Raw genomic sequence first — 22,157 nt, 5'->3', positions numbered from 1 at the left:
CAACGGCAGCGCACCGAGCGTCTGCGCCAGCTCATCGCCACCCGCCGTCGAGTAGCCGGCTGATCCGACTTTGTCAGGAATGACCGACCCTTCGGCCCAAGGACCCCCCGATTTCAAGGAACGCGAGTGGACCAGCCCGGCCGCGCCGGCATCACCAAACGTCGAATGTTATCGATAACACAGGCCCCGTCGCGGGGCCGCGAGGTGAGCCCGTGGCCCTCGGGGGCGCTGGCTCATGAGCACTCGCGACGACCGACGGCCGGGCCAGAGGTCTGACCATGGGAGCGTGGCGGCTCGGTGATGTTATCGCCAACATCATCAGGCGCCGGTGCTCGGGCGACGTCGGGCGGGCGTCTCGTGGTGGGGGAGGTGCGGTACCTCCCGCCCGGCCGATCGAGGGGCGTGCGGTAGGGGGCCGGTCCGTGCGGTAGCCCTCGTCCGCCGCGCCCGATCGGTGGCTGACACCCGGATCCGCGTGCTTTGTGCCAGTCCGCCAGCGACGCGCCCGAGTCGGCCCGGCTTCCGCGTTCCGTTACGGAGCTGTTGCGCCTAGATGTCTTGACGAGGCTGGATGTGAGCGTTAACACTATCCCCGTTAACGGTGGAGGTGAACATGAACCGTGTGGACGGAGCTGACGACCGCTACGTCGTCGGTGTCGACTTCGGCACCCTGTCCGGGCGAGCTCTGGTGGTCCGTGTCGGTGATGGTGCCGAATTGGGGACCGCTGTGCACGAGTACGGCGACGGCGTCATCAGCACGGCGCTTCCGGGAGGCCGAACGCTGCCCCCGGACTGGGCTCTGCAGAACCCGGACGACTACCGCGACGTGCTGCGTCACGCCGTCCCGGCGGCGGTGTCCGCCGCGGGCGTGGACCCCGCCGCGGTGGTCGGCATCGGCATCGACTTCACCGCCTGCACGGTGCTGCCGACGCTCGCCGACGGCACCCCACTGTGTGAGACGCCCGAGTTGCGCGACCGGCCACACGCCTGGGTCAAGCTGTGGAAGCACCACGCCGCCCAGCCGCACGCCGACCGGATCAACGCGCTGGCCCACGAGCGGGCGGAGCCGTGGATCGGCCGGTACGGCGGCAAGATCTCCGCCGAGTGGCAGTACGCCAAGGGCCTGCAGATCCTCGAAGAGGATCCCGAGGTCTACGACCGGGCCGAGCGCTTCGTCGAGGCGGCCGACTGGATCGTCTGGCAGCTCTGCGGCACCGAGACCCGCAACGTCTGCACCGCCGGGTACAAGGGCATCCTCCAGGACGGCCACTACCCGTCCGAGAGCTTCCTGACCGCGCTCAACCCCGACTTCGGCGACTTCGTGACCAAGCTGGACGGTCCGTTGCTGCCGCTCGGCGCCCGGGCCGGCGCGCTCACCGCCCAGGCCGCCGCGTGGACCGGCCTGCCGGAGGGGATCGCGGTGGCCGTCGGCAACGTCGACGCGCACGTCACCGCGGCATCCGCGCAGGCCGTGGAGCCCGGCCGGCTCGTCGCGATCATGGGCACCTCGACCTGCCACGTCGTCAACGGCACGCAGGTCGCCGAGGTGGCCGGGATGTGCGGTGTCGTGGACGGCGGCATCAGCCCCGGCGCGTGGGGCTACGAGGCCGGGCAGAGCGGTGTCGGCGACATCTTCGGCTGGTTCGTCAAGCACGCCGCCCCGGCCGGCATCGACTCGCACGAACAGCTCACCGAGCTGGCCGCGAGCCAACCGGTCGGCGCGCACGGGCTGATCGCGCTGGACTGGTGGAACGGCAACCGCTCGCTGCTTGTCAACCACGACCTCAGCGGGATGATCGTCGGAATGACCCTGGCCACCCGGCCGCAGGACATCTACCGGGCGCTGCTGGAGTCCACCGCCTTCGGCACCCGGATGATCATCGAGGCGTTCGTCGAGGCCGGTGTGGCCGTGAACGACCTGGTGATCGCCGGTGGTCTCACCAACAACGCACTGCTGATGCAGATCTACGCCGACGTGACCCGGCGGCCGCTGAACATCATCGCGTCCGCGCAGGGCCCGGCGCTCGGGTCGGCGATCCACGCCGCGGTCGCCGCCGGTGAGTTCCCGTCGATCCACGAGGCGTCGCAGGCGATGGGCCGGGTGCACGAGGCCGTCTACCGGCCGGACCCGGACCGGGCGCGCGCCTACGACGCCCTGTACGCCGAGTATCGGACCCTGCACGACCACTTCGGTCGCGGCGGCAACGACGTCATGCTCCGCCTGCGGGCGATCCGCAACGCTGCGGCCGAGACCGCCGCTGCCACGCAAGAGCCCGCGCTGGAGGTGGTGGCGTGACGATCACGCCCGCCGGCATCGACGCCCTTCAAGACCGTTGCCGGAACGTCTACGGTCGACAACCAGTCCCACCGGCGGGTTACTGACCCTACGGCCAAGCCCGACCCGCCGGTCTGCACCACCCCGAAGTAGCAGCACGCAACACCCGCGTACGCCGCTCCTTGCACATCGGCGGTTGGCGCGGTTCCCCACCACACCGAGCCAAGGAGATTCGATGCGAAAGATGCGAATGCACTCCGCTCCGTGGCGCGCTGCCACGGTCCTCGCCAGTGTGCTGCTCATCGGCAGCATGGCGGCCTGCGGCAACAGCGACACCGGCGGCGACGGCGGCACCAAGGACGACGGCAAGATCACGATGGGCTTCTCGCAGGTCGGCGCGGAGAGCGGCTGGCGTACCGCGAACACCACCTCGATCAAGGAGTCCGCGGCCGCGGCGGGCATCGAGCTGAAGTTCGACGACGCGCAGCAGAAGCAGGAAAACCAGATCAAGGCGATCCGCAACTACATCCAGCAGAAGGTCGACGTGATCGCCTTCTCGCCGGTGGTGGAGTCCGGTTGGGACACCGTGCTCAAGGAGGCCAAGGACGCCGGCATCCCGGTCATCCTGACCGACCGCTCGGTGGACTCGGCCGACAAGTCGCTGTACAAGACGTTCCTCGGCTCGGACTTCGTCAAGGAGGGCAAGCTCGCCGGTGAGTGGCTGGTCGAGCAGAAGAAGACCGCCTCCGGTCCGGTGAACATCGTCGAGCTGCAGGGCAACACCGGTGCGGCGCCGGCGAACGACCGTAAGAAGGGCTTCGGCGAGGCGATCGCCGCCAACCCGAACCTGAAGATCATCGCCTCCCAGCCGGGTGACTTCACCCGCGCCGGCGGCAAGCAGGTCATGGAGCAGTTCCTCAAGGCCAACAAGCAGATCGACGTGCTGTTCGCGCACAACGACGACATGGGCCTGGGCGCGCTCGAGGCGATCACCGCCGCCGGCAAGGTGCCGGGCAAGGACATCACCATCATCACGGTCGACGCCGTCAAGGATGGTATGCAGGCCCTCGCCGACGGGAAGTTCAACTTCATCGCGGAGTGCAGCCCGCTGCTCGGCCCGCAGCTGATGGACCTGGCCAAGAAGGTCCACGCGGGTGAGACGGTGCCGGCTCGGATCGAGACCCAGGAGACCACCTTCACCCAGGCGCAGGCCAAGGAGGCTCTGCCCACCCGCAAGTACTGATCGACGTCGGGGGGCCGCCGCGCTCGCGTGGCGGCCCCGCCTCGTCGCCCCATAAACCCGAACGGACCGGGCATGACCCGCGATGACCCGCGCCACGCCCGCCCGAGCCTGCCCGCAGGGGCGGCCGGGCGGGTGCGGTGGGAGCGCAGCGGCCCTTCCGCGTCGACAACCCCCAGAAGAGGTCTGATGGGATGACGGATAGCCGTCCGGTCCTCACGATGACCGGGATCAGCAAGTCCTTTCCCGGGGTGCGCGCACTCCACGACGTCAACTTCCGGCTCTTCCCCGGCGAGGTGCACGCCCTGATGGGCGAGAACGGCGCCGGCAAGTCGACCCTCATCAAGGTGCTGACCGGCGTCTACGACACCGACGAGGGCACCATCACGCTGGACGGCGAGCCCGTGTCCTTCAGTGGGCCGATGCAGGCCACCGCGGCCGGCGTGAGCACCGTGTTCCAGGAGGTCAACCTCTGCACCAACCTTTCGGTGGCGGAGAACATCTTCATCGGCCGGGAGCCCCGGCTGCTGGGCGCCGTCCGCTGGGGTGAGGTTCGCCGTCGCGCCCGAGCTCTGCTCAAACGCCTCGACCTCGACCTCGACGTCAGCGCGCCGCTCGGCTCGTACTCGTTGGCGATCCAGCAGATGGTCGCCATCGCCCGCGCCATCGACATCCAGGCCCGGGTGCTGATCCTGGACGAGCCGACGTCCAGCCTCGACGCCGGCGAGGTGGCCCAGTTGTTCCGCATCATGCGGCAGCTGCGCGACGAGGGCATCGCGATCCTGTTCGTGACCCACTTCCTCGACCAGGTCTACGAGATCGCGGACCGCATCACCGTGCTGCGCAACGGTGGGCTCGTCGGCGAGTACCTGACCGCCGAGCTGCCCCAGCTCTCCCTGGTCGAGAAGATGATCGGTAAGGAACTCGACGTCCTCGAGGGCATCGAGGAGCACTCCCGACGGGACCTGGCAGCGGTGGAGGAGGGCACCCCCCTGGTGGCGGTGTCGAACTTCGGCCGGGCGGGTGCGGTCGAGCCGTTCAGCCTCACCATCCACGCCGGCGAGGTGGTGGGCCTGGCGGGTCTGCTGGGCTCCGGGCGTACCGAGGTCGCGCGGTTGTTGTTCGGCGCCGACCGGACCGACGGCGGTCAGGTCGCGGTCGACGGCACGTCGAGCAGCCTGCGGACCCCCGCGCAGGCCATCGACCACGGCGTCGGCTTCTGTTCGGAGAACCGCCGCGCGGAGGGCATCGTCGCGGACCTGTCGGTCCGCGAGAACATCATCCTCGCCATGCAGGCGGCCCGCGGCTGGCTCCGGCCCATTCCGCGTCGTCGCCAGGACGAGCTGGTCGACAAGTACGTCAAGGCGCTCAACATCCGGCCCGCGGACCCGGAGGTCCCGGTCCGCAACCTCTCCGGTGGCAACCAGCAGAAGGTGCTCCTGGCCCGGTGGCTGATCACCGAGCCACGGCTGTTGATCCTCGACGAGCCGACGCGGGGCATCGACATCGGCGCGAAGACCGAGATCCAGAAGCTGGTGACGCAACTGTCCGACGGTGGCATGGCGGTGCTGTTCATCTCTGCCGAGCTGGAGGAGGTGCTGCGCCTCAGCCACAAGGTGGCCGTCATGCGGGACCGCCAGATGGTCGCGCAGCTCGCCAACGACGACAGCCTCAACGCCGACCGCATCATGCAGACCATCGCGAGTGGATCCCACCGCGAGGAGGCAGACCGATGAGCGACACCGTGAGCCGCTACCGGACGATCACCGGTCACCGGCTGTTCTGGCCCGCCGCCGTGCTGGTCGCCATGCTCGCCGCAAACACGATCTACCGGCCCGGGTTCCTGTCCATCGAGCTCAAGGACGGGCACCTGTACGGCTCTCCGATCGACATCCTGCGGTTGAGCGCGCCGTTGATCCTCGTCGCGCTGGGCATGACCCTGGTCATCTCGACCGGCGGCATCGATCTGTCGGTGGGCTCGGTCTGCGCGATCAGCGGCGCGATGGCCTGCATGTACATCAGCAAGCAGCCCGACCAGAACAGTCTCACCGTGGTGCTGACCGCCCTCGCCATGGCGTTGGGGGTCGCGCTCGTGCTGGGCGTCTGGAACGGGGTGCTGGTGGCCGTGATCGGGATCCAACCGATCATCGCCACCCTGATCCTGATGGTGGCCGGCCGGGGCCTCGCCCAGCTCATCACCCAGGGGCAGATCATCACCATCAACTCCGGGCCGTTCCGGACGATCGGGCTGGGCCACCTGCTGACCCTGCCGCTGGCCATCTTCATCGCCCTCGCCGCGGCAGTGCTCGTCGCCGCGTTCACCCGGCGCACCGCACTCGGCATGATCATCGAGTCGGTGGGCGGCAACGCCGAGGCGAGCCGACTCGCCGGCATCCGCTCCGGCCGCGTCATCTTCCTCGCGTACGTCGTCAGCGCCGTGTGCGCGGCGGTCGCCGGCTTCATGATGACGGCAAACGTCTCCAGCGCCGACGGCAACGCCGTCGGACTCTGGGTGGAGTTGGACGCCATCCTCGCGGTCGTCATCGGTGGCACGTCCCTCGCCGGCGGCCGGTACTTCCTGAGCGGCACCATCCTCGGCGCGCTGATCATCCAGACACTGACCACCTCGGTGTACGCCATGAACATCTCGCCGCAGACCTCGCTGCTGTTCAAAGCGGTCGTCGTCATCGCCGTCTGCCTCATCCAGGCACCGGCCTTCCGGGCCCGGTTCGCCCGCCGCAGGCGCAGTGTTCCGCCGCCCGCCCCCATCGCCGACAAGCCGAAGGAGCAGGTGCCGGCATGACCACTGGAACGCTTACCGCCGGTCGGACCCGGTTCCGGCTGCCGAGGAAGCAGATACCGGTCCTGGCGACGCTCGCCCTGCTGCTGGTCATGTACGGCATCGGAGTGTCGCAGTACACGGCGTTCTCCAACGTGCAGGTCATCTTCAACGTCTTCATCGACAACGGCTTCCTGCTCGTCGTCGCGGTGGGTATGACCTTCGTGATCCTCACCGGTGGCATCGACCTGTCGGTCGGGTCGGTCGTCGCCATGACGGCGATGGTGTCGGCCGCGCTGCTACAGGACGGCATGCCGGCGGCGCTGGTGCTCGTCATCGCCCTGCTCATCGGCCCGACGCTCGGTCTGCTGATGGGTTGCGCCATCCACTTCTTCGAGATCCAGCCGTTCATCGTCACGCTCGCCGGGATGTTCTTCGCCCGGGGCATGTGCACGTTCATCTCCGGCTCGTCCATCCCGATCACCGACGGGTTCTGGACCTCGATGTCACAGGAGCGGATCGGCAACCCGCAGGGCAACTTCGTGTCGATCAGCGTGCTGATCGCCTTCGTCGTGGTCGCCGTCGCCGCGTACGTGCTGGCCTACACCCGGCTGGGCCGCAACGTGTACGCCATCGGCGGCAACCCCCAGTCGGCCCTGCTGATGGGCCTGCCGGTGGGCCGGACCCGGATCGCGGTCTACACGATCAGCGGTCTGTGCTCCGCGATCGGTGGGATCCTGCTGTCCTTCTACACCCTCTCCGGTGCGCCACTGATCGCCGTCGGCATGGAGCTGGACGTCATCGCCGCCGTCGTCATCGGGGGCACCGTGCTCACCGGGGGCGCGGGTTACGTCTTCGGAACGGTGCTGGGCGTGCTGGTCCTGGGCGTGATCCAGACCCTCATCACCTTCGATGGGAGCCTCAACTCCTGGTGGACCAAGATCGTGATCGGCGGCCTGCTGTTCGCGTTCATCCTCCTCCAGCGTCTCATCGGAATCCGTTACAAGTGACCGCCCCTCTCGCGGAAGGCAACTCCATGGCACCACAAAACGCACCCGAGATCTGGTTCCTCACCGGCAGCCAAGGCATGTACGGCGAGGAGACGCTCCGGCAGGTCGCCGAGCAGTCCCGTCAGATCGCGGCCGCGCTCGACGACTCGCCGCAGATTCCCGCCCGGGTGGTCTGGAAGCCCGTCCTGACCAACAGCGGTGAGATCCTGCAGGTCTGCCGGGACGCCGCCGCCCAGGGTGCCATCGGGGTCATCGCCTGGATGCACACCTTCTCTCCGGCGAAGATGTGGATCGCCGGCCTGGACGCGTTGCAGACGCCGCTGCTGCACCTGCACACCCAGGCCAACGTCGTGCTGCCGTGGAACGACATCGACATGGACTTCATGAACCTGAACCAGGCCGCCCACGGCGACCGTGAGTTCGGGTACATCCAGACCCGTCTCGGTGTGGCCCGCAAGACGGTGGCCGGGCACGTCAGCGACCCGCGGGTGTCGGCCCGGGTCGGGGCGTGGGCGCGTGCCGCGCTCGGCTGGTCGGCGATGCGGTCGCTGCGGCTGGCCCGCTTCGGTGACAACATGCGCGACGTCGCGGTGACCGAGGGCGACAAGGTCGAGGCGGAGCTGCGGTTCGGGGTTTCGGTCAACACCTACGGTGTCAACGACCTGGTCGAGGTGGTCGGCGAGGTCACCGACGCGCAGGTGGACGACCTGGTCAAGGAGTACGAGGACACCTACCGCATCGTCGGCGAGCTGCTGCCCGGCGGCGACCGGCACGATTCGCTGCGGTACGCGGCCCGCCTGGAGCTGGGCATGCGCGCGTTCCTGGACGCGGGTGGGTTCCGGGCGTTCACCACCAACTTCGAGGACCTCGGCGGCCTGCGTCAACTGCCGGGCATCGCCGTGCAGCGGCTGATGGCCGACGGCTACGGCTTCGGCGGTGAGGGCGACTGGAAGACCTCGGTCCTGGTGCACACGCTCAAGGCGATGTCGGTGGGCGTGGACGGCGGCACGTCGTTCATGGAGGACTACACCTACGACCTCACCCCGGGCGAGGAGTTGGTGCTCGGCGCCCACATGCTGGAGGTCTGCCCGACCATCGCGTCCGACGTCCCCAACGTGGAGATCCACCCGCTGAGCATCGGCGGGCGGGAGGACCCGGTCCGGCTGGTGTTCGACGCCGCGCCCGGCCCGGCGGTGGTGCTGGGGCTGGCCGACATGGGGGAGCGGTTCCGGCTGGTGGCGAACGAGATCGACGTGGTGGCGCCGCCGCAACCGTTGCGCCGACTGCCGGTGGCCCGTGCCGTCTGGCGTCCGCGGCCCGACCTGCCCGGCTCGGCCGAGGCGTGGATCACCGCCGGGGCGCCGCACCACACGGTGCTGTCGCAGGCGGTGGGCGTGGAGGAGTTGCACGACCTGGCCGAGATGAGCCGTACCGAACTCGTCGTCATCGACGCGGACACCAAGCCCCGCCGCTTCGCCGACGAGATCCGCTGGAACCAGGCCTACTACCGGCTGGCCCGCGGCTTCTGACCCGCGCCGTCGGGGGTTACTGAAACGGGTGGTCCATCCCTGCCTGCGGGCCGGGGTGGGCCACCCGTTCGCGTGCGCGTCAGCAGGACCACGGGGCGGTTGTGTTACGACTTGACGAACAGCATGTTATCGCTCACAGTCTATAGCCAAGATGGTCGATGTCGTTGGCTGGTCCGGCCGCGCGCGCGTCCTACCCCGCGGTTTCGACACCTCGTCACCGCGACGGTCGGACGATCGGTGTTAGCGATCACATGGCCGGGCGTGGTCAGCTCGGTACCCCGCCCGGTGCCGCGGACGCCGACCCAGACCGCACGGTTCGCGTCAGCAGAGGAGGATCATGCTTTCCATCGGTCGGGTTCCCCGGGGTGCGCCACGACGGCGCGGGTGGCTGTCGAGACTCGCCGTCGCCGCGATGGTGCTTGTGGTCGGTGGCGCGGCCGCGGCCGTCGCCTCGTCGCCCGCGTCAGCGGCAACGGTCGACACGAGCGCGTGGTACGTGTTGGTGAACCGCAACAGTGGCAAGGCAGTGGACGTGTACAACTCGGCCACGAACGACGGTGCGCGGATCACCCAGTGGACGCGCAACAACGGTAACCAGCAGCAGTGGCAGTTCGTCGACTCCGGAGGCGGCTACTACCGGCTCAAGTCGAGGTTGTCGGGCAAGGTGCTGGACGTCTCGGGCCGCTCGACCGCCGACGGCGGGGCGATCGTGCAGTGGTCCGACAACAACGGCACCAACCAGCAGTTCCGGTTGGCCGACTCGGACGGCGGCTACGTCCGGCTGATCAACCGCAACAGCAACAAGGTGATGGAGGTGCAGGGCGCCTCGACCGCCGACGGTGGCAACATCGTGCAGTACGCCGACTGGAACGGCACCAACCAGCAGTGGCAGCTCGTCCGCGTCGACGGCGGGACCGACCCCACGACGCCACCCCCCACCACGCCGCCCCCGTCGAACGGCACGTACTCGAACCCGGTGGTCTGGCAGGACTTCGCCGACGTCGACATCATCCGGGTGGACAACGTCTACTACATGTCGGCGTCCACCATGCACTACTCGCCTGGCGCGCCGGTGCTGCGCTCGTACGACCTGGTGAACTGGGAGTACGCCGGGCACTCCGTACCCCGGTTGGACTTCGGGTCTAAGTACGACATGAGCGGCGGTAACGCGTACGTCGACGGGATCTGGGCGTCGACCCTGAACTACCGGCCGAGCAACAAGACGTACTACTGGGCCGGGTGCATCGACTTCGCGCAGACCCACATCTACACGGCGTCCGCCGTCGACGGCACGTGGAGCAAGCACACCACGATCCCCAACTGCTACTACGACGCCGGCATGCTGATCGACGACAACGACACCATGTACGTGGCGTACGGCAACAGCACCATCAGCGTCGCGCAGCTCTCCGCGGACGGGAAGACCCAGGTCCGTAACCAGCAGGTCTACACGACGCCGTCGAGCATCGGGACGCTGGAGGGCGCGCGCTTCTACAAGCGCAACGGCGCCTACTACATCTGGCTCACCCGGCCGGCCAACGGCCAGTACGTGCTGAAGTCGACGAACGGCCCGTTCGGCCCGTACGAGCAGCGTCAGGTGCTGCTCAACCTGCCCGGCCCGATCTCCGGTGGCGGCGTGCCGCACCAGGGCGGTCTGGTGCAGACCCAGAACGGCGACTGGTACTACATGTCCTTCGTCGACGCGTACCCCGGTGGTCGGATGCCGGCGATGGCGCCGATCACCTGGACCGGCGACGGCTGGCCCGTGCTGCAGACGGTCAACGGCACGTGGGGCACCACGTACCCGAAGCCGAACCTGCCCGCGCCGCCGCGAGCGGTCAAGCCGCTCACCGGCACCGACACGTTCGCCGGCACCACCCTCGGCCCGCAGTGGGAGTGGAACCACAACCCCGACAACAGCAAGTGGTCGGTCAACAACGGGCTGAACCTGCAGACCGCCACCGTCACCGGCGACCTGTACAAGGCGCGCAACACGCTCACCCACCGCATCCAGGGCCCCACCTCGACGGCCACCATCGAGTTGGACTACTCCACGATGCGCGACGGTGATCGCACCGGCCTGGCGGTGCTGCGCAACTCGTCGGCCTGGATCGGAGTCCGGCGGGACAACGGCTCCACCCGTCTGGTCATGCAGAACGGGCTCACGATGGACGGTAGCTGGAACACCACGAGCACCGGCAGTGAGGTGGCGAGCACCGCCGTCTCCGGTGGCCGGATCTGGTTGCGCGCCAACGCCGACATCAGACCGGGATCCGGTCGGCAGGCCCGCTTCTCGTACAGCACGGACGGGGTCAACTTCACCTCGTTCGGCAACGCCCTGACCCTGGCGAACAACTGGCAGTTCTTCATGGGTTACCGGTTCGCCATCTTCAACCACGCGACGTCGGCACTCGGCGGCGCGGTAACGGTCCGCCGATTCGACCTGACGACACCGTGACCCCAGTCACACCGCGATCGGTGTGACAGGTGGCGCCGACGAGCATCTGCCCACCGGCACATGGAGTCGGCGCCACCACGTCATGTTCCACTCGACCTGCTCCACGCTCTGTCCAGGAGCGTGGAGCAGGTCGGCGCGCCACCGCGGCCGGTGGCCGCACGCCGGTTGGCTGCGTACTCCGGGTGGGAAACCCGTTGTGCGGCCTCGGCAGGTTCCACAGTCCGGCCACAGCCATGCCGTATTCGAGGCGGTTGCTGGCGTAGACTAACGGCGATTCAGCGCTGGTCACCTGGGATTCAGCACCGGCGTGGTGGCTGAGCGAGGGCGATCGGGCCGGGCCGGGCCGCTCCAGTCGACGTCGACGGGCCGCGGGCCGCAGACGTAGCGGGGAGAGTGAAATGGCCGTCCACGGTCCCGCGATGACAGACGTCGCTCGTCTGGCCGGTGTCTCCCACCAAACGGTGTCGCGGGTGCTCAACGGGCACCCCAACGTTCGTGAGCAGACCCGGCTTCGGGTGCGGGCGGCGATCGCCGAACTCGGCTACCGCCCCAACGGCGCGGCGCGTGCCCTGGTGACCGGTCGATCCCAGGTCATCGGGGTGGTCGCGCAGAACACGACGCTCTACGGTCCGGCGTCGATGTTGGCCGCGTTGGAGCAGACCGCCGCCGAAGAGGGTTTCGCGGTGAGTGTCGGCAGCGTCCGAAACCTGGACCACCGCTCCATCTCGGCCGCCGTCGAGCGACACCTGTCGCACCGGGTCGCCGGCATCGTGGTCATCGCGCCGGTGGAGTCGGCGGGCGAGGCGCTGGAACGCCTGCCCCAGGATGTCCCGCTGGTCACGGTCGACGGCGACCCGAGCCGGCCGGTGCCGTTGGTGACGGTCGACCAGGTGGCGGGCGCCCGGGCGGCGACCCAACATCTGCTCGACGCGGGGCACCGCACCGTCTGGCACGTCTCCGGGCCGTTCGACTGGTTCGACAGCGTCGGCCGGATCGACGGCTGGCGGGAGGCGCTGCTGGCGGCCGGGGTGGACCCGCCGCCGCTGATGCCGGGGGACTGGTCCGCCGCGTCGGGTTACCAGTGCGGGCAGATGTTGGCGAGGATGCCGGAGGTCACGGCGGTCTTCACCGCAAACGACCATCTCGCGCTGGGCGTGCTGCGGGCGTTGCACGAGTTCGGCAGGCGGGTGCCGCACGACATCAGCGTGGTCGGCTTCGACGATGTGCCGGAGGCCGCGTACTTCATTCCGCCGCTGACCACCGTCCGCCCCGACTTCGACGCGGTGGCGCGGGCGAGTCTGCAGATGCTGCTGACGCAGATCGAATCGGGCACGGGCGGGGCCTTGCGACAGACCATCGCTCCGACGCTCGTCGCCCGCGGGAGCGTCGCGCCACCGCAGCGCTGACAACCGGGGCCAACCAGAGGCTGCCGGGCGCACCGCTCGCGAGCGTCACCGCCGCCCCGGTGCCGACCTCACCTCGTCACCATACGGGCTGTGACGGTCGGTAAGACGTAGCTCAATAGAGCCGGGGCATTTTGTCATCGACCGGTGACGATGCAACTGCCGGGGAGGTATTGAACCTCGTGAAATCTCGCCGTAACATGATGGACGTCTCTGTTAACGCTAACAAGAATTGGCGTCCAACTTCCGGCCCACCAGTCAGATCGTAGTCGCGGGCGGGCGCCACCGACAAGGAGGCTCGATGAACCGCATCACCCGAGGTCGACGCTGGGGGAGCGTACTAGCGGCCGGAGTGCTGGTCGCCGGCGCTCTGGTCGGCCTCCGCGCCCCCGTGGCGCAGGCACTGGACAACGGGGTGGCACGCACTCCCCCCATGGGGTGGAATTCGTGGAACTCGTTCGGTTGCAACATCAGCGAATCCCTGATCCGGCAGTCAGCGGATGCGATCGTCAGCAGCGGGATGCGGGACCTCGGTTACCAGTACGTCGTCGTCGACGACTGTTGGTTCAACCCGAACCGGGACAGCGCCGGCAACCTCCAGGGCGACCCGGGCCGGTTCCCCAGCGGGATGAAGGCGCTCGGCGACTACCTGCACGCCCGGGGCCTGAAGTTCGGCCTCTACCAGGTGCCGGTCGACAAGACCTGCGCCCAGTACTTCAACTCCTACCCCGGTGCGACCGGCAGTCGAGGGCATGAGGCGCAGGACGCCCGCCAGTTCGCCGCCTGGGGCGTCGACTTCCTCAAGTACGACTGGTGCTCCCCGGAGGGCAGCATCAACGACCAGGTGACCACCTTCGCCCGGATGCGGGACGCGCTGGCCGCCACCGGCCGACCGATCGTCTACAGCATCAACTCGAACAGCATCCACGCCAAGACCGGCCCCCAGCGCAACTGGGGCGACGTGGCAAACATGTGGCGTACCACCGAGGACATCACGAACGCGTGGGACACCGGGCAGACCAACGGCTACCCGATGGGCATCCAGAACATCATCAACGTGACGGTTCCGATGGCCTCGTACGCGCGGCCGGGCGGCTTCAACGACCCCGACATGATGGAGATCGGTCGCGGCGGCATGAACGACACGGAGATGCGCAGCCACTTCGCGATGTGGGCGATCATGGCGTCTCCACTGATCGCCGGCAACGACGTCCGGAACATGAACACCGCGACGCAGACCATCCTGAAGAACGCCAACCTGATCGCGATCAACCAGGACTCGCTCGGATTGCAGGGGACGCAGGTCTCCTTCGACGGCACCCGTCGGGTGCTCGCCAAGCGGCTCGCCAACGGTGATGTCGCCGTCGCCCTGTTCAACCAGGGCGGCTCGACGACGACGATCTCGACCACGGCCGCGGCCGTCGGCAAGTCCGGAAGCTCGTTCACGCTCGTGGAGGCGTGGTCCGGTGCCACCAGCTCCAGCAGCGGCACCATCAGCGCCAGCGTTCCGGCGCACGGCACGGTGGTCTACCGGGTCAGCGGTGGCGGAACGACCCCGCCGACGACCCCGCCGCCGACCACCCCGCCGCCGACCACGTCGAGCGCGTTCGCCAGCGTCGCCTCCGGCCGCTGCCTCGACGTGCCGGCGAGCAACACCACCAACGGCACCCAGCCGGTGATCTGGGACTGCAACGGCGCCGCCAACCAGCGCTGGACCATCAACGGTCAGACCCTGCAGTCACTCGGCAAGTGCCTGGACGCGCCCCTGAACGCCACGGCCGGCACCAAGGCGCAGATCTGGGACTGCAACGGCGGGGCCAACCAGCAGTGGACCGTCAACACCAACGGCACCATCAGCAACGCGCAGTCCGGCCTCTGCCTCGACGTCAACAACAACGGCACGGCCAACGGCACCACGGTGCTCCTCTGGACCTGCACCGGGGCGGCCAACCAGCGGTGGACGCAGCGATGACCGACCTGGTCCGTCGACCGACCAGGTCGCGGCAGCCCACCTGATCCGACCGCCCGCCAGGTGCCCGCGGACGACACCCGTCGTCCGCGGGCACCGTCGCGTCAGCCGGCCGCGCCGCCCGGGCCGGCCGGCGGTGGTCCGCGTGACGGGCGGTCGCCTCCGGGCGGTGTACGGGCGCGGCGGTTCTGCCCCGTCCACGGTCCCGGCCGGCGGCCGTCCGCGCCGTCGTCGTTCGCCGCCGTCAGCCCAGGTCCGGGGCGCTTCGACCGCTGGCTTCGGGCGCCGGGACATCTCCGTTACGAGACCGTGACACCGGTATTTCGGATCAAGTGTTGACGTGCCGTATGTGAGCGCTAACACTACCCCGAAAGGTGACAGTTTTGGCCCCGGCACTCGACGGGGGAGTCCAGAGAGGAGAAGCCCGTGGGCAGGAGATTCCTGGTTGCTCTCGGCGGCGCGATTCTGACGCTGAGTATGGCAGCGTGCAGTGGCGGGGGTGCGGGCAGCGGCGACGACAAGAGCGCCGACAAGCCTGGCGACCTGACCATCGGTGTGTCGATGCCGACCCAGACCTCGGAGCGGTGGATCGCCGACGGCAACGCGGTGAAGTCGAAGCTCGAGGCGAAGGGCTACAAGGTCGACCTCCAGTACGCCGGCGACGACATCCCCACCCAGTCGCAGCAGGTCGACCAGATGATCACCCAGGGCGCCGACGTCCTGATCATCGCCGCGATCGACGGCACCGCGCTCAGCAGCCAGCTGCAGGCCGCCGCCGACGCGAAGATCCCGGTCATCTCGTACGACCGGCTGATCCGCGGCAGCAAGAACGTCGACTTCTACGTCAGCTTCGACAACTACAAGGTCGGCGTCGCCCAGGGCACCGGGCTGCTCGTCGGTCTCGGCCTGCTGAACAAGGACGGCTCGAAGGGCACGGCCAAGGGTCCGTTCAACATCGAACTCTTCGCGGGCTCGCTCGACGACAACAACACCCAGTACTTCTTCGGCGGCGCGATGGACACGTTGAAGCCGTACATCGACAACGGCACCCTTGTTGTCAAGTCCAAGCAGACCACCCCCGAGCAGGTCGCCATCCTGCGGTGGCAGCAGGAGACCGCGCAGAAGCGGATGGAGAACCTGCTCACCTCCAGCTACAACGACGGCTCGAAGGTCGACGGCGTGCTGTCGCCGTACGACGGCATCTCCCGGGGCATCATCACCGCCCTGCAGAACGCCGGCTACGGCACCGCCGCCAAGAAGCTCCCGCCGGTGACCGGCCAGGACGCCGAGATCGCCTCGATCAAGCTGATCAACGACGGCGTGCAGAGCTCCACGGTCTTCAAGGACACCCGCCTGCTGGCCGACCAGGCCGTGAACGCCGCCGAGGCGTTCCTGCAGAAGAAGGAGCCGCAGGCCAACGACACCAAGACGTACAACAACGGTGTCAAGGTCGTCCCGGCGTACCTGCTCCCGATCGTCACGGTCTACAAGGACGACATCAAGACCGCGCTGATCGACTCCGGCTACTGGACGGCGGAAGAGGTCGCCGCCGGTCAGGCCAAGAAGTAAGCCAATCGTCGGGCCCGGCGGTCACCGCCGGGCCCGACGTCTGGGCGTACCGTGTCCAGACCTGACGGAGGACAGTGACCATGGACGACACCATCCTCGAGATGCGTCGCATCACCAAGACCTTCCCCGGCGTGATCGCGCTGGAGGACGTCACCCTCGCAGTGCGCCGCGGGGAGATCCACGCCATCTGTGGTGAGAACGGCGCCGGCAAGTCCACCCTCATGAAGGTGTTGTCCGGCGTCTACCCCTCCGGGTCGTACGACGGCGAGATCTTCTTCGACGGCAAGCCGATGCAGTTCCGTGGCGTCCGGGACAGCGAGGCCAACGGCATCGTCATCATCCACCAGGAGCTCGCCCTGGTGCCGTACCTGTCGATCGCGGAGAACATCTTCCTCGGCAGCGAGCGGCGCAATCGCCTCGGGCTGATCGACTGGAACCTGGCGAACGCCGATGCGGCAAAGCTGCTGGCGTCGGTGGGGCTGCACGAGAACCCCGTCACCCCGGTCATCCAGCTCGGCGTCGGCAAGCAGCAGTTGGTGGAGATCGCCAAGGCGCTGTCGAAGAAGGTGCGTCTGCTCATCCTGGACGAGCCGACGGCCGCGCTCAACGACATCGACTCGGCGCACCTGCTCGACCTGTTGCGGGCACTGCGCGACCAGGGCATCACCTGCATCATGATCTCGCACAAGCTCAACGAGATCACCGCCATCGCCGACTCGACCACCGTCATCCGTGACGGGCGCGCGGTGGAGACCCTCGACATGAGGGCCGACGACGTGACCCAGCAGCGGATCATCCGGGGCATGGTCGGGCGCGACCTGGACAGCTTCTACCCCGACCGTGAGTCGTCCCCCGGCGAGGAGGTCCTCCGGATCGAGGACTGGACGGTGCGGCACCCCGTGCAGGACCGGATGGTCGTCGAGGACGTCGCCCTGTCCGTCCGCGCCGGCGAGGTCGTCGGCATCGCGGGCCTGATGGGTGCGGGGCGCACCGAGCTGGCGATGAGCGTGTTCGGTCGGTCGTACGGGCGCGACATCCGGGGCCGACTCTTCGTGCGCGGTCGGGAGGTGCAGGCACGCACCGTCGCCGAGGCGATCGACAACGGCATCGCCTACGTCACCGAGGACCGCAAGAGGTACGGGCTCAACCTCATCGACGACGTCCGCCGCAACGTCTCCGCCGCCGCGTTGGACCGGTTGTCCCGCCTGGGCTGGGTGAACGGCAACGAGGAGATCAAGGTTGCCGAGGACAGCCGGCGGGAGATGAACATCCGCACGACAAGCGTCATGGCGGTGGTCGGCAAGCTCTCCGGCGGCAACCAGCAGAAGGTCGTCCTGTCGAAGTGGCTGTTCACCGACCCGGATGTGCTGATCCTGGATGAACCCACCCGGGGCATCGACGTCGGTGCCAAGTACGAGATCTACACGATCATCAACCGGCTGGTGGCCGCCGGCAAGGCAGTAATCGTCATCTCTTCGGAACTGCCGGAGTTGCTCGGGATGTGCGACCGCATCTACACCCTCGCCGCCGGCCGGATCACCGGTGAGATGCCGGTGGCCGAGGCGACTCAGGAGAGCCTCATGGAGCTGATGACCAAGGACAAGGAGCTCGTGGCGTGACCACCATCAAGACCCCCCCGACGGAGAGCCCGACGCCCTCGGACAGCACACCCGCCGCCGCTCTGCACAGCGGCACGAACGACCTGCGGGCGCTGGTGTTGAACAACCTGCGGCAGAGCGGGATCTACGTCGCCCTGGTCGTCATCGTCGCGCTGTTCGCGATCCTGACCGACGGGGTGTTGCTGAGCCCCGGCAACATCACCAACATCGTCCTTCAGTACTCGTACATCCTGGTGCTCGCGATCGGGATGGTCATCCTGATCATCGGCGGGCACATCGACCTGTCGGTCGGATCGGTCGTCGCGCTGACCGGAGCGGTGTCCGCCGTCCTGGTGATCCAGCAGGGTTATCCCTGGTGGGTCGGCGTCGTGGCCGCGCTCGCGGTCGGCGTCGCGGTCGGCGCGTGGCACGGCTTCTGGGTGGCGTACGCCGGCATTCCGGCCTTCATCGTGACCCTGGCCGGCATGCTGCTGTTCCGGGGTCTCACCCTCCGGGTGCTCGACAACATCTCGCTGTCGCCGTTCCCGGCGGAATACCAGAAGGTCGCGGCGGGCTTCCTGAACGGGCTGCTCGGCGGGCAGGGCTTCGACGCCTTCACGCTGCTGATCGGTGCCATCGCCGTGGCCGGGTACGCGGTGAGCGGCTTCCGCACCCGCGTGGCGCGCATCCGCTACCAGCAGCCCGTCGAGTCGTTCCCGCTGTTCGTCGCCCGGGTCGTGGTGGTCGGCGCGGTCCTCATGTACTTCGCGTGGCAACTGGCGCACGCCCGCGGCCTGCCGATCGTGCTGATCATCCTGGCGGTTCTCGTGCTGGTCTACGGCCTGCTCACCCGGCGTACCGTCTTCGGTCGCCAGGTCTACGCGATCGGCGGCAACCTGTCGGCGGCGGCGCTGTCCGGGGTGAAGGTCCGCACCGTCAACTTCTGGATGTTCGTGAACATGGGCTTCCTGGCGGCGGTGGCCGGTGTCATCTACTCGTCGCGGTCGAACGGCGCTCAGCCCGCCGCCGGCAACATGTTCGAGCTGGACGCGATCGCCGCGGCCTTCATCGGCGGTGCGGCGGTCACCGGCGGTGTGGGCACCGTGGTGGGCGCGATGGTCGGCGGTCTGATCATGGCGGTGATGAGCAACGGCATGCAGCTTATGGGCATCGACCAGTCGACCCAGTCGGTGGTGAAGGGCCTCGTCCTGCTCGTCGCTGTCGCCTTCGACGTCTACAACAAGCGCCGGGCCGGCACGGCCCGCTGACGTCTCGACAGTACGTATGCGTGCCCCTGTCCGCCCTGCGGACAGGGGCACGTGTCGGTGTGGCCGGCATGCCAGCCACACCGGGTCGGCCACGCGCCGCCGCCCGTCGTGCCCCTTGCGCAATGAGCCTTTTCCAAGCTGATCTCGCAGCTCAGTGCGGGTGCAGCGAGCCCGGAGATCGATGAGGGCGAGGCTCCAGGTAAGACAGCCGGTCCGCCGCGGAGGAGCCTCGCCGCTCGCCACGGGGGCGGCCAACGGCGAGGCTTGTGCGGGGTGCGGCACTGCTCAGTGATGCGCCGGGGCGGTGGCCCGGTCACCGTTGCGGGACAGGATGAACCACAGCAGCAGTGCGCCCGCGAAGGCCGCCATGCCGGTGCCGGCCTGCCAGGTGAAGGCGACCCGGAAGGCATGATGCGGGCCGGCCGGCAGGGCGCGGGCCAGGACCACGGCGTAGATCGCCGCACCGAGCGCACCGCCGATGCGGACGATGATGTTGATCTGCGAGGTGGCGTCGGGCAGCCGGTCGCGGGGCACCGCGGTGAACGCCGACACCATGAGCGGGGTGGACGCCATGCCGGTGCCCATCCCGAGCAGGAAGATCATGGCCTGCTCGAGGACCGGCTGCTGGTCGAGTCCGAGGGCGAAGGCGCCGGTGGCGACGGCCGTGCACAGCGTGCCGATGGCGGCGATCGGGCCACCGCCGTACCGGTCGGTCAGCCGGCCGCTCGGCGGCAGCATCAGCGCCGTGCCGGCACCCAGCGCGAGCGTGCGCAGACCGGTCTCGACCACGCCCTCACCGTGCAGCAGCTGGAAATAGAGCGGGATCAGCAGCGCGCAGCCGAAGGTCAGCGCCCCGTTGAACACGAACGCCACGCTCGCCGCCGTGTAGACCGGCGCCTGGTAGAGCGTCACGTCCAGCAGCGGATCGGTGCGCCGCAGCGCGTGCACCACGAACGCGGCCATGCCGGCGCAGCCGAGAGCCAGCGGCAGCAGCACCCGGGCGGGCTCGGGCGTGCCGAGCGCCCCCCAGTTGGTGAGGCCGTAGACGGTCAGCGGCAGGCCGAGTCCGATGTAGGCGAACCCGGCCACGTCGAGTGGGCGGGTGTGGGTGCCCTTCTCGTGCGGGATCCACCTCAGCCCGGCCAGGATGGCGAGGATCCCGATCGGCACGTTGATCAGGAACAGCCAGCGCCAGGACAGGCCGTGCAGCAGCAGCCCGCCGAGGACCGGGCCGAGGGCCGGCGCCAGCACCACGGCGATGCCGATCCGAGCCATGACCCGTCCGAGCCGGCCGGGACCGACGGCTTGGCCGAGGATCGTCTGACCGGCTGGCACGAGCAGGCCCGCGGTCAGGCCCTGCAGCACCCGCAGGCCGATGAGCACCGGCATCGACGGGGCCGCCGCGCACAGACCGGAGACGACGGTGAACGCCACCAGCGCCCCGAGCCAGAGCCGGCCCACCCCCAGCCGCCGCCCCAGCCACGCGCACACGGGCAGGGAGACGGCCAGGGCAAGCAGGTACGCGCTCGAGATCCACTGAGCCAGCTCGAGATCGGCCTCGAAGTCACGCTCGATGGTGTTGAGCGCAATGTTGATCAGCGAGGTGTCGAGGCCGCCGGCGAACGCGCCGAACGCGATGACCCAGGCCAGGCGCCAGGTCTCGGGGCTGATCTCCAGCGGCGGCGCGGACCGGCTGTCGACGCGGGTCATACGAGGGCTGGGCTGCGCAGCGACTCCAGCGCAGTGGACCAGGCGACGATCTCGCCGAGCATGGTGACCAGGGTCGGCTCGTTGTGGGCCCCCGGCGTGAACGAGCCGGTCTCGGTCGGCGCCGACATGGTGAAGTCGTTGAAGATCGACAGAACGACCTGCGTGCGTACGGTCGGGACCTTGAGCTCGGCCAGGATGAGCCGCAGGTGCTCGACGGCGCGAGTGCCGCCGTGCAGCCCGTAGCTGACGAAGCCGGCTGGCTTGTGGTGCCACTCGGCGAACAGGTAGTCGAGGGCGTTCTTGAGCGCGCCCGGGACGGAGTGGTTGTATTCCGCCGTCACGAAGACGAACCCGTCATACGACGCGATCGTCTGCGCCCAGCGCCGGGTGTGGTCCTTGCCGTACTTGCCGAACAGGGCCGGATGCTCCTCGTCGAGGAGCGGCAGGTCGAAGTCGGCGACGTCGACGATCTCGTAGGTCACGTCGTCCTGCTGCTTGGCGGCGACCTCGGCCACCCACTCGGCGACCTGCTGTCCCCGGCGACCCGGACGGGTGCTGCCCAGGATGATCCCGATCTTGGTCATGAGGTGCTCTCTCTCAGTCGAGGACTTCCGCGAGGACCAGGTTACAACGAACGTTACTCAAACAACGACGATCGTTGTAATGGCGCTAGACTCGGGCCGTGACCGAGAAGTCGAACAGCAAGTCAGGCGGCGGTTCCCCGGACAAACGGCGGGCCATCATCGAGGGCGCGCTGGCGCTCTTCTCGCGGGACGGCTACACGCGATCCGGTCTGGACGCGATCGCCGCCGAGGCCGGCGTGTCCAGCCGGACGATCTACAACCACTTCAAGGACAAGGCGAGCCTGTTCGAGGCGGTGATCGAGGAAAGCTCGCGCCGGCTGGTGGAGACCCAGCTCGCGATCATCGATCGCCACCTGCACAAGATCGTCGAGCTGGAGGGCGACCTCGTCGCGTTCGGCATCGAGTGGATCTCAGTGCGCAACTCGGCCAACGCCCCGCATTTCGCGCTGGTTCGGCAGATCCACGCGGAGGCGGAGCACATCCCCGCCGCGGCCATCGCCGCCTGGCAGGAGAACGGGCCGCAGCGGGTACGCCGGGAGCTGGCCGACCGGCTGTGCGCGATCGCCGAGCGGCACCCGCTCAAGATGGACGATCCGGAGCGCGCCGCGGGCCATCTGATGGTGCTGATCTCGTCGGACAATCTGCCCTACCTGGTCGGTCCGCCGGCCGAGCGCGAGGTGGCCGCGATGGTGGCGGCCGGGGTGCGCACCTTCCTGCACGGCTACCAGGCGTGACCGGGCGGCGGCCTTCCCGCCGCCCGGTCAC

The 22,157-nt window shown here is 68.6% G+C and carries 15 protein-coding genes; 13 read left to right on the top strand and 2 right to left on the bottom strand.

From position 1 onward, the window contains the following. Nucleotides 1-613 precede the first annotated feature (613 nt). From araB to mmsB, 12 genes are all read left to right on the top strand, one after another. A complete protein-coding gene (gene araB / locus AB0F61_RS04495; protein WP_357803207.1) occupies nt 614-2,296 on the top strand; it encodes a ribulokinase in 1,683 nt (560 codons plus the stop codon). A gap of 214 nt (nt 2,297-2,510) precedes the next feature. Then, nucleotides 2,511-3,518, top strand: a complete 1,008-nt coding sequence (locus AB0F61_RS04490; protein WP_357803205.1) for an ABC transporter substrate-binding protein — start codon at nt 2,511-2,513, stop codon at nt 3,516-3,518. Nucleotides 3,519-3,709: 191 nt separating this feature from the next. Then, entirely contained in the window at nt 3,710-5,251 is a 1,542-nt protein-coding gene (locus AB0F61_RS04485; protein WP_357803203.1) for a sugar ABC transporter ATP-binding protein, read from the top strand. Beyond that, a complete protein-coding gene (locus AB0F61_RS04480; protein WP_357803201.1) occupies nt 5,248-6,318 on the top strand; it encodes an ABC transporter permease in 1,071 nt (356 codons plus the stop codon). Before AB0F61_RS04485 ends, AB0F61_RS04480 begins: the two co-directional genes overlap by 4 nt. Next, nucleotides 6,315-7,304, top strand: coding sequence for a galactofuranose ABC transporter, permease protein YjfF (yjfF, locus tag AB0F61_RS04475; RefSeq protein ID WP_357803199.1), 990 nt, complete (start codon nt 6,315-6,317; stop codon nt 7,302-7,304). Before AB0F61_RS04480 ends, yjfF begins: the two co-directional genes overlap by 4 nt. Nucleotides 7,305-7,330: 26 nt before the next feature. Then, nucleotides 7,331-8,833 carry an L-arabinose isomerase gene (gene araA, locus AB0F61_RS04470; protein WP_357803197.1) on the top strand — a complete coding sequence of 501 codons (1,503 nt, stop codon included), beginning with the start codon at nt 7,331-7,333 and terminating at the stop codon, nt 8,831-8,833. 337 nt (nt 8,834-9,170) lie between these two features. Further along, nucleotides 9,171-11,291, top strand: coding sequence for a family 43 glycosylhydrolase (locus AB0F61_RS04465; RefSeq protein ID WP_357803196.1), 2,121 nt, complete (start codon nt 9,171-9,173; stop codon nt 11,289-11,291). A gap of 419 nt (nt 11,292-11,710) precedes the next feature. Then, nucleotides 11,711-12,697 (top strand): LacI family DNA-binding transcriptional regulator, encoded by a 987-nt coding sequence (locus AB0F61_RS04460; RefSeq protein WP_357803194.1) that lies wholly within the window; start codon nt 11,711-11,713, stop codon nt 12,695-12,697. A gap of 298 nt (nt 12,698-12,995) precedes the next feature. Beyond that, nucleotides 12,996-14,666 carry a ricin-type beta-trefoil lectin domain protein gene (locus AB0F61_RS04455; protein WP_357803193.1) on the top strand — a complete coding sequence of 557 codons (1,671 nt, stop codon included), beginning with the start codon at nt 12,996-12,998 and terminating at the stop codon, nt 14,664-14,666. A 423-nt stretch (nt 14,667-15,089) separates the two neighbouring features. Beyond that, entirely contained in the window at nt 15,090-16,232 is a 1,143-nt protein-coding gene (chvE, locus tag AB0F61_RS04450; protein WP_357803191.1) for a multiple monosaccharide ABC transporter substrate-binding protein, read from the top strand. A gap of 80 nt (nt 16,233-16,312) precedes the next feature. Continuing rightward, nucleotides 16,313-17,851: a multiple monosaccharide ABC transporter ATP-binding protein gene (mmsA, locus tag AB0F61_RS04445; RefSeq protein ID WP_357803189.1), complete on the top strand. Its 1,539-nt coding sequence runs from the start codon at nt 16,313-16,315 to the stop codon at nt 17,849-17,851. Continuing rightward, the gene (gene mmsB / locus AB0F61_RS04440) at nt 17,848-19,098 is read left to right on the top strand and encodes a multiple monosaccharide ABC transporter permease (RefSeq protein ID WP_357803187.1); all 1,251 of its coding nucleotides are present in this window, start codon (nt 17,848-17,850) and stop codon (nt 19,096-19,098) included. Before mmsA ends, mmsB begins: the two co-directional genes overlap by 4 nt. A gap of 285 nt (nt 19,099-19,383) precedes the next feature. Here the strand turns inward: mmsB and AB0F61_RS04435 are convergent, their stop codons facing one another. Continuing rightward, complete coding sequence (locus AB0F61_RS04435) at nt 19,384-20,808, bottom strand: DHA2 family efflux MFS transporter permease subunit (protein ID WP_357803185.1); 1,425 nt, start codon at nt 20,806-20,808, stop codon at nt 19,384-19,386. Continuing rightward, nucleotides 20,805-21,392: an NAD(P)H-dependent oxidoreductase gene (locus tag AB0F61_RS04430; RefSeq protein ID WP_357803184.1), complete on the bottom strand. Its 588-nt coding sequence runs from the start codon at nt 21,390-21,392 to the stop codon at nt 20,805-20,807. Before AB0F61_RS04430 ends, AB0F61_RS04435 begins: the two co-directional genes overlap by 4 nt. Before the next feature lie 98 nt (nt 21,393-21,490). On the opposite strand from AB0F61_RS04430, the gene AB0F61_RS04425 reads away from it, so the two are divergent. After that, complete coding sequence (locus tag AB0F61_RS04425; RefSeq protein WP_357803182.1) at nt 21,491-22,126, top strand: TetR/AcrR family transcriptional regulator; 636 nt, start codon at nt 21,491-21,493, stop codon at nt 22,124-22,126. Nucleotides 22,127-22,157: the final 31 nt, after the last annotated feature.

It is taken from the genome of Micromonospora sp. NPDC023888, assembly GCF_040639415.1.
In the GTDB taxonomy this organism is placed as follows: domain Bacteria; phylum Actinomycetota; class Actinomycetes; order Mycobacteriales; family Micromonosporaceae; genus Micromonospora.
The sequence above is the reverse complement of the archived record's forward strand: the minus strand, read 5'-3'. Positions and strand labels throughout refer to the sequence as shown.

Coding starts and splice junctions, on each gene's coding strand:
- araB (WP_357803207.1), top strand. CDS start 614: ATGAACCGTGTGGACGGAGCTGACGACCGCTACGTCGTCGGTGTCGAC.
- AB0F61_RS04490 (WP_357803205.1), top strand. CDS start 2,511: ATGCGAAAGATGCGAATGCACTCCGCTCCGTGGCGCGCTGCCACGGTC.
- AB0F61_RS04485 (WP_357803203.1), top strand. CDS start 3,710: ATGACGGATAGCCGTCCGGTCCTCACGATGACCGGGATCAGCAAGTCC.
- AB0F61_RS04480 (WP_357803201.1), top strand. CDS start 5,248: ATGAGCGACACCGTGAGCCGCTACCGGACGATCACCGGTCACCGGCTG.
- yjfF (WP_357803199.1), top strand. CDS start 6,315: ATGACCACTGGAACGCTTACCGCCGGTCGGACCCGGTTCCGGCTGCCG.
- araA (WP_357803197.1), top strand. CDS start 7,331: ATGGCACCACAAAACGCACCCGAGATCTGGTTCCTCACCGGCAGCCAA.
- AB0F61_RS04465 (WP_357803196.1), top strand. CDS start 9,171: ATGCTTTCCATCGGTCGGGTTCCCCGGGGTGCGCCACGACGGCGCGGG.
- AB0F61_RS04460 (WP_357803194.1), top strand. CDS start 11,711: ATGACAGACGTCGCTCGTCTGGCCGGTGTCTCCCACCAAACGGTGTCG.
- AB0F61_RS04455 (WP_357803193.1), top strand. CDS start 12,996: ATGAACCGCATCACCCGAGGTCGACGCTGGGGGAGCGTACTAGCGGCC.
- mmsA (WP_357803189.1), top strand. CDS start 16,313: ATGGACGACACCATCCTCGAGATGCGTCGCATCACCAAGACCTTCCCC.
- AB0F61_RS04435 (WP_357803185.1), bottom strand. CDS start 20,808: ATGACCCGCGTCGACAGCCGGTCCGCGCCGCCGCTGGAGATCAGCCCC.
- AB0F61_RS04430 (WP_357803184.1), bottom strand. CDS start 21,392: ATGACCAAGATCGGGATCATCCTGGGCAGCACCCGTCCGGGTCGCCGG.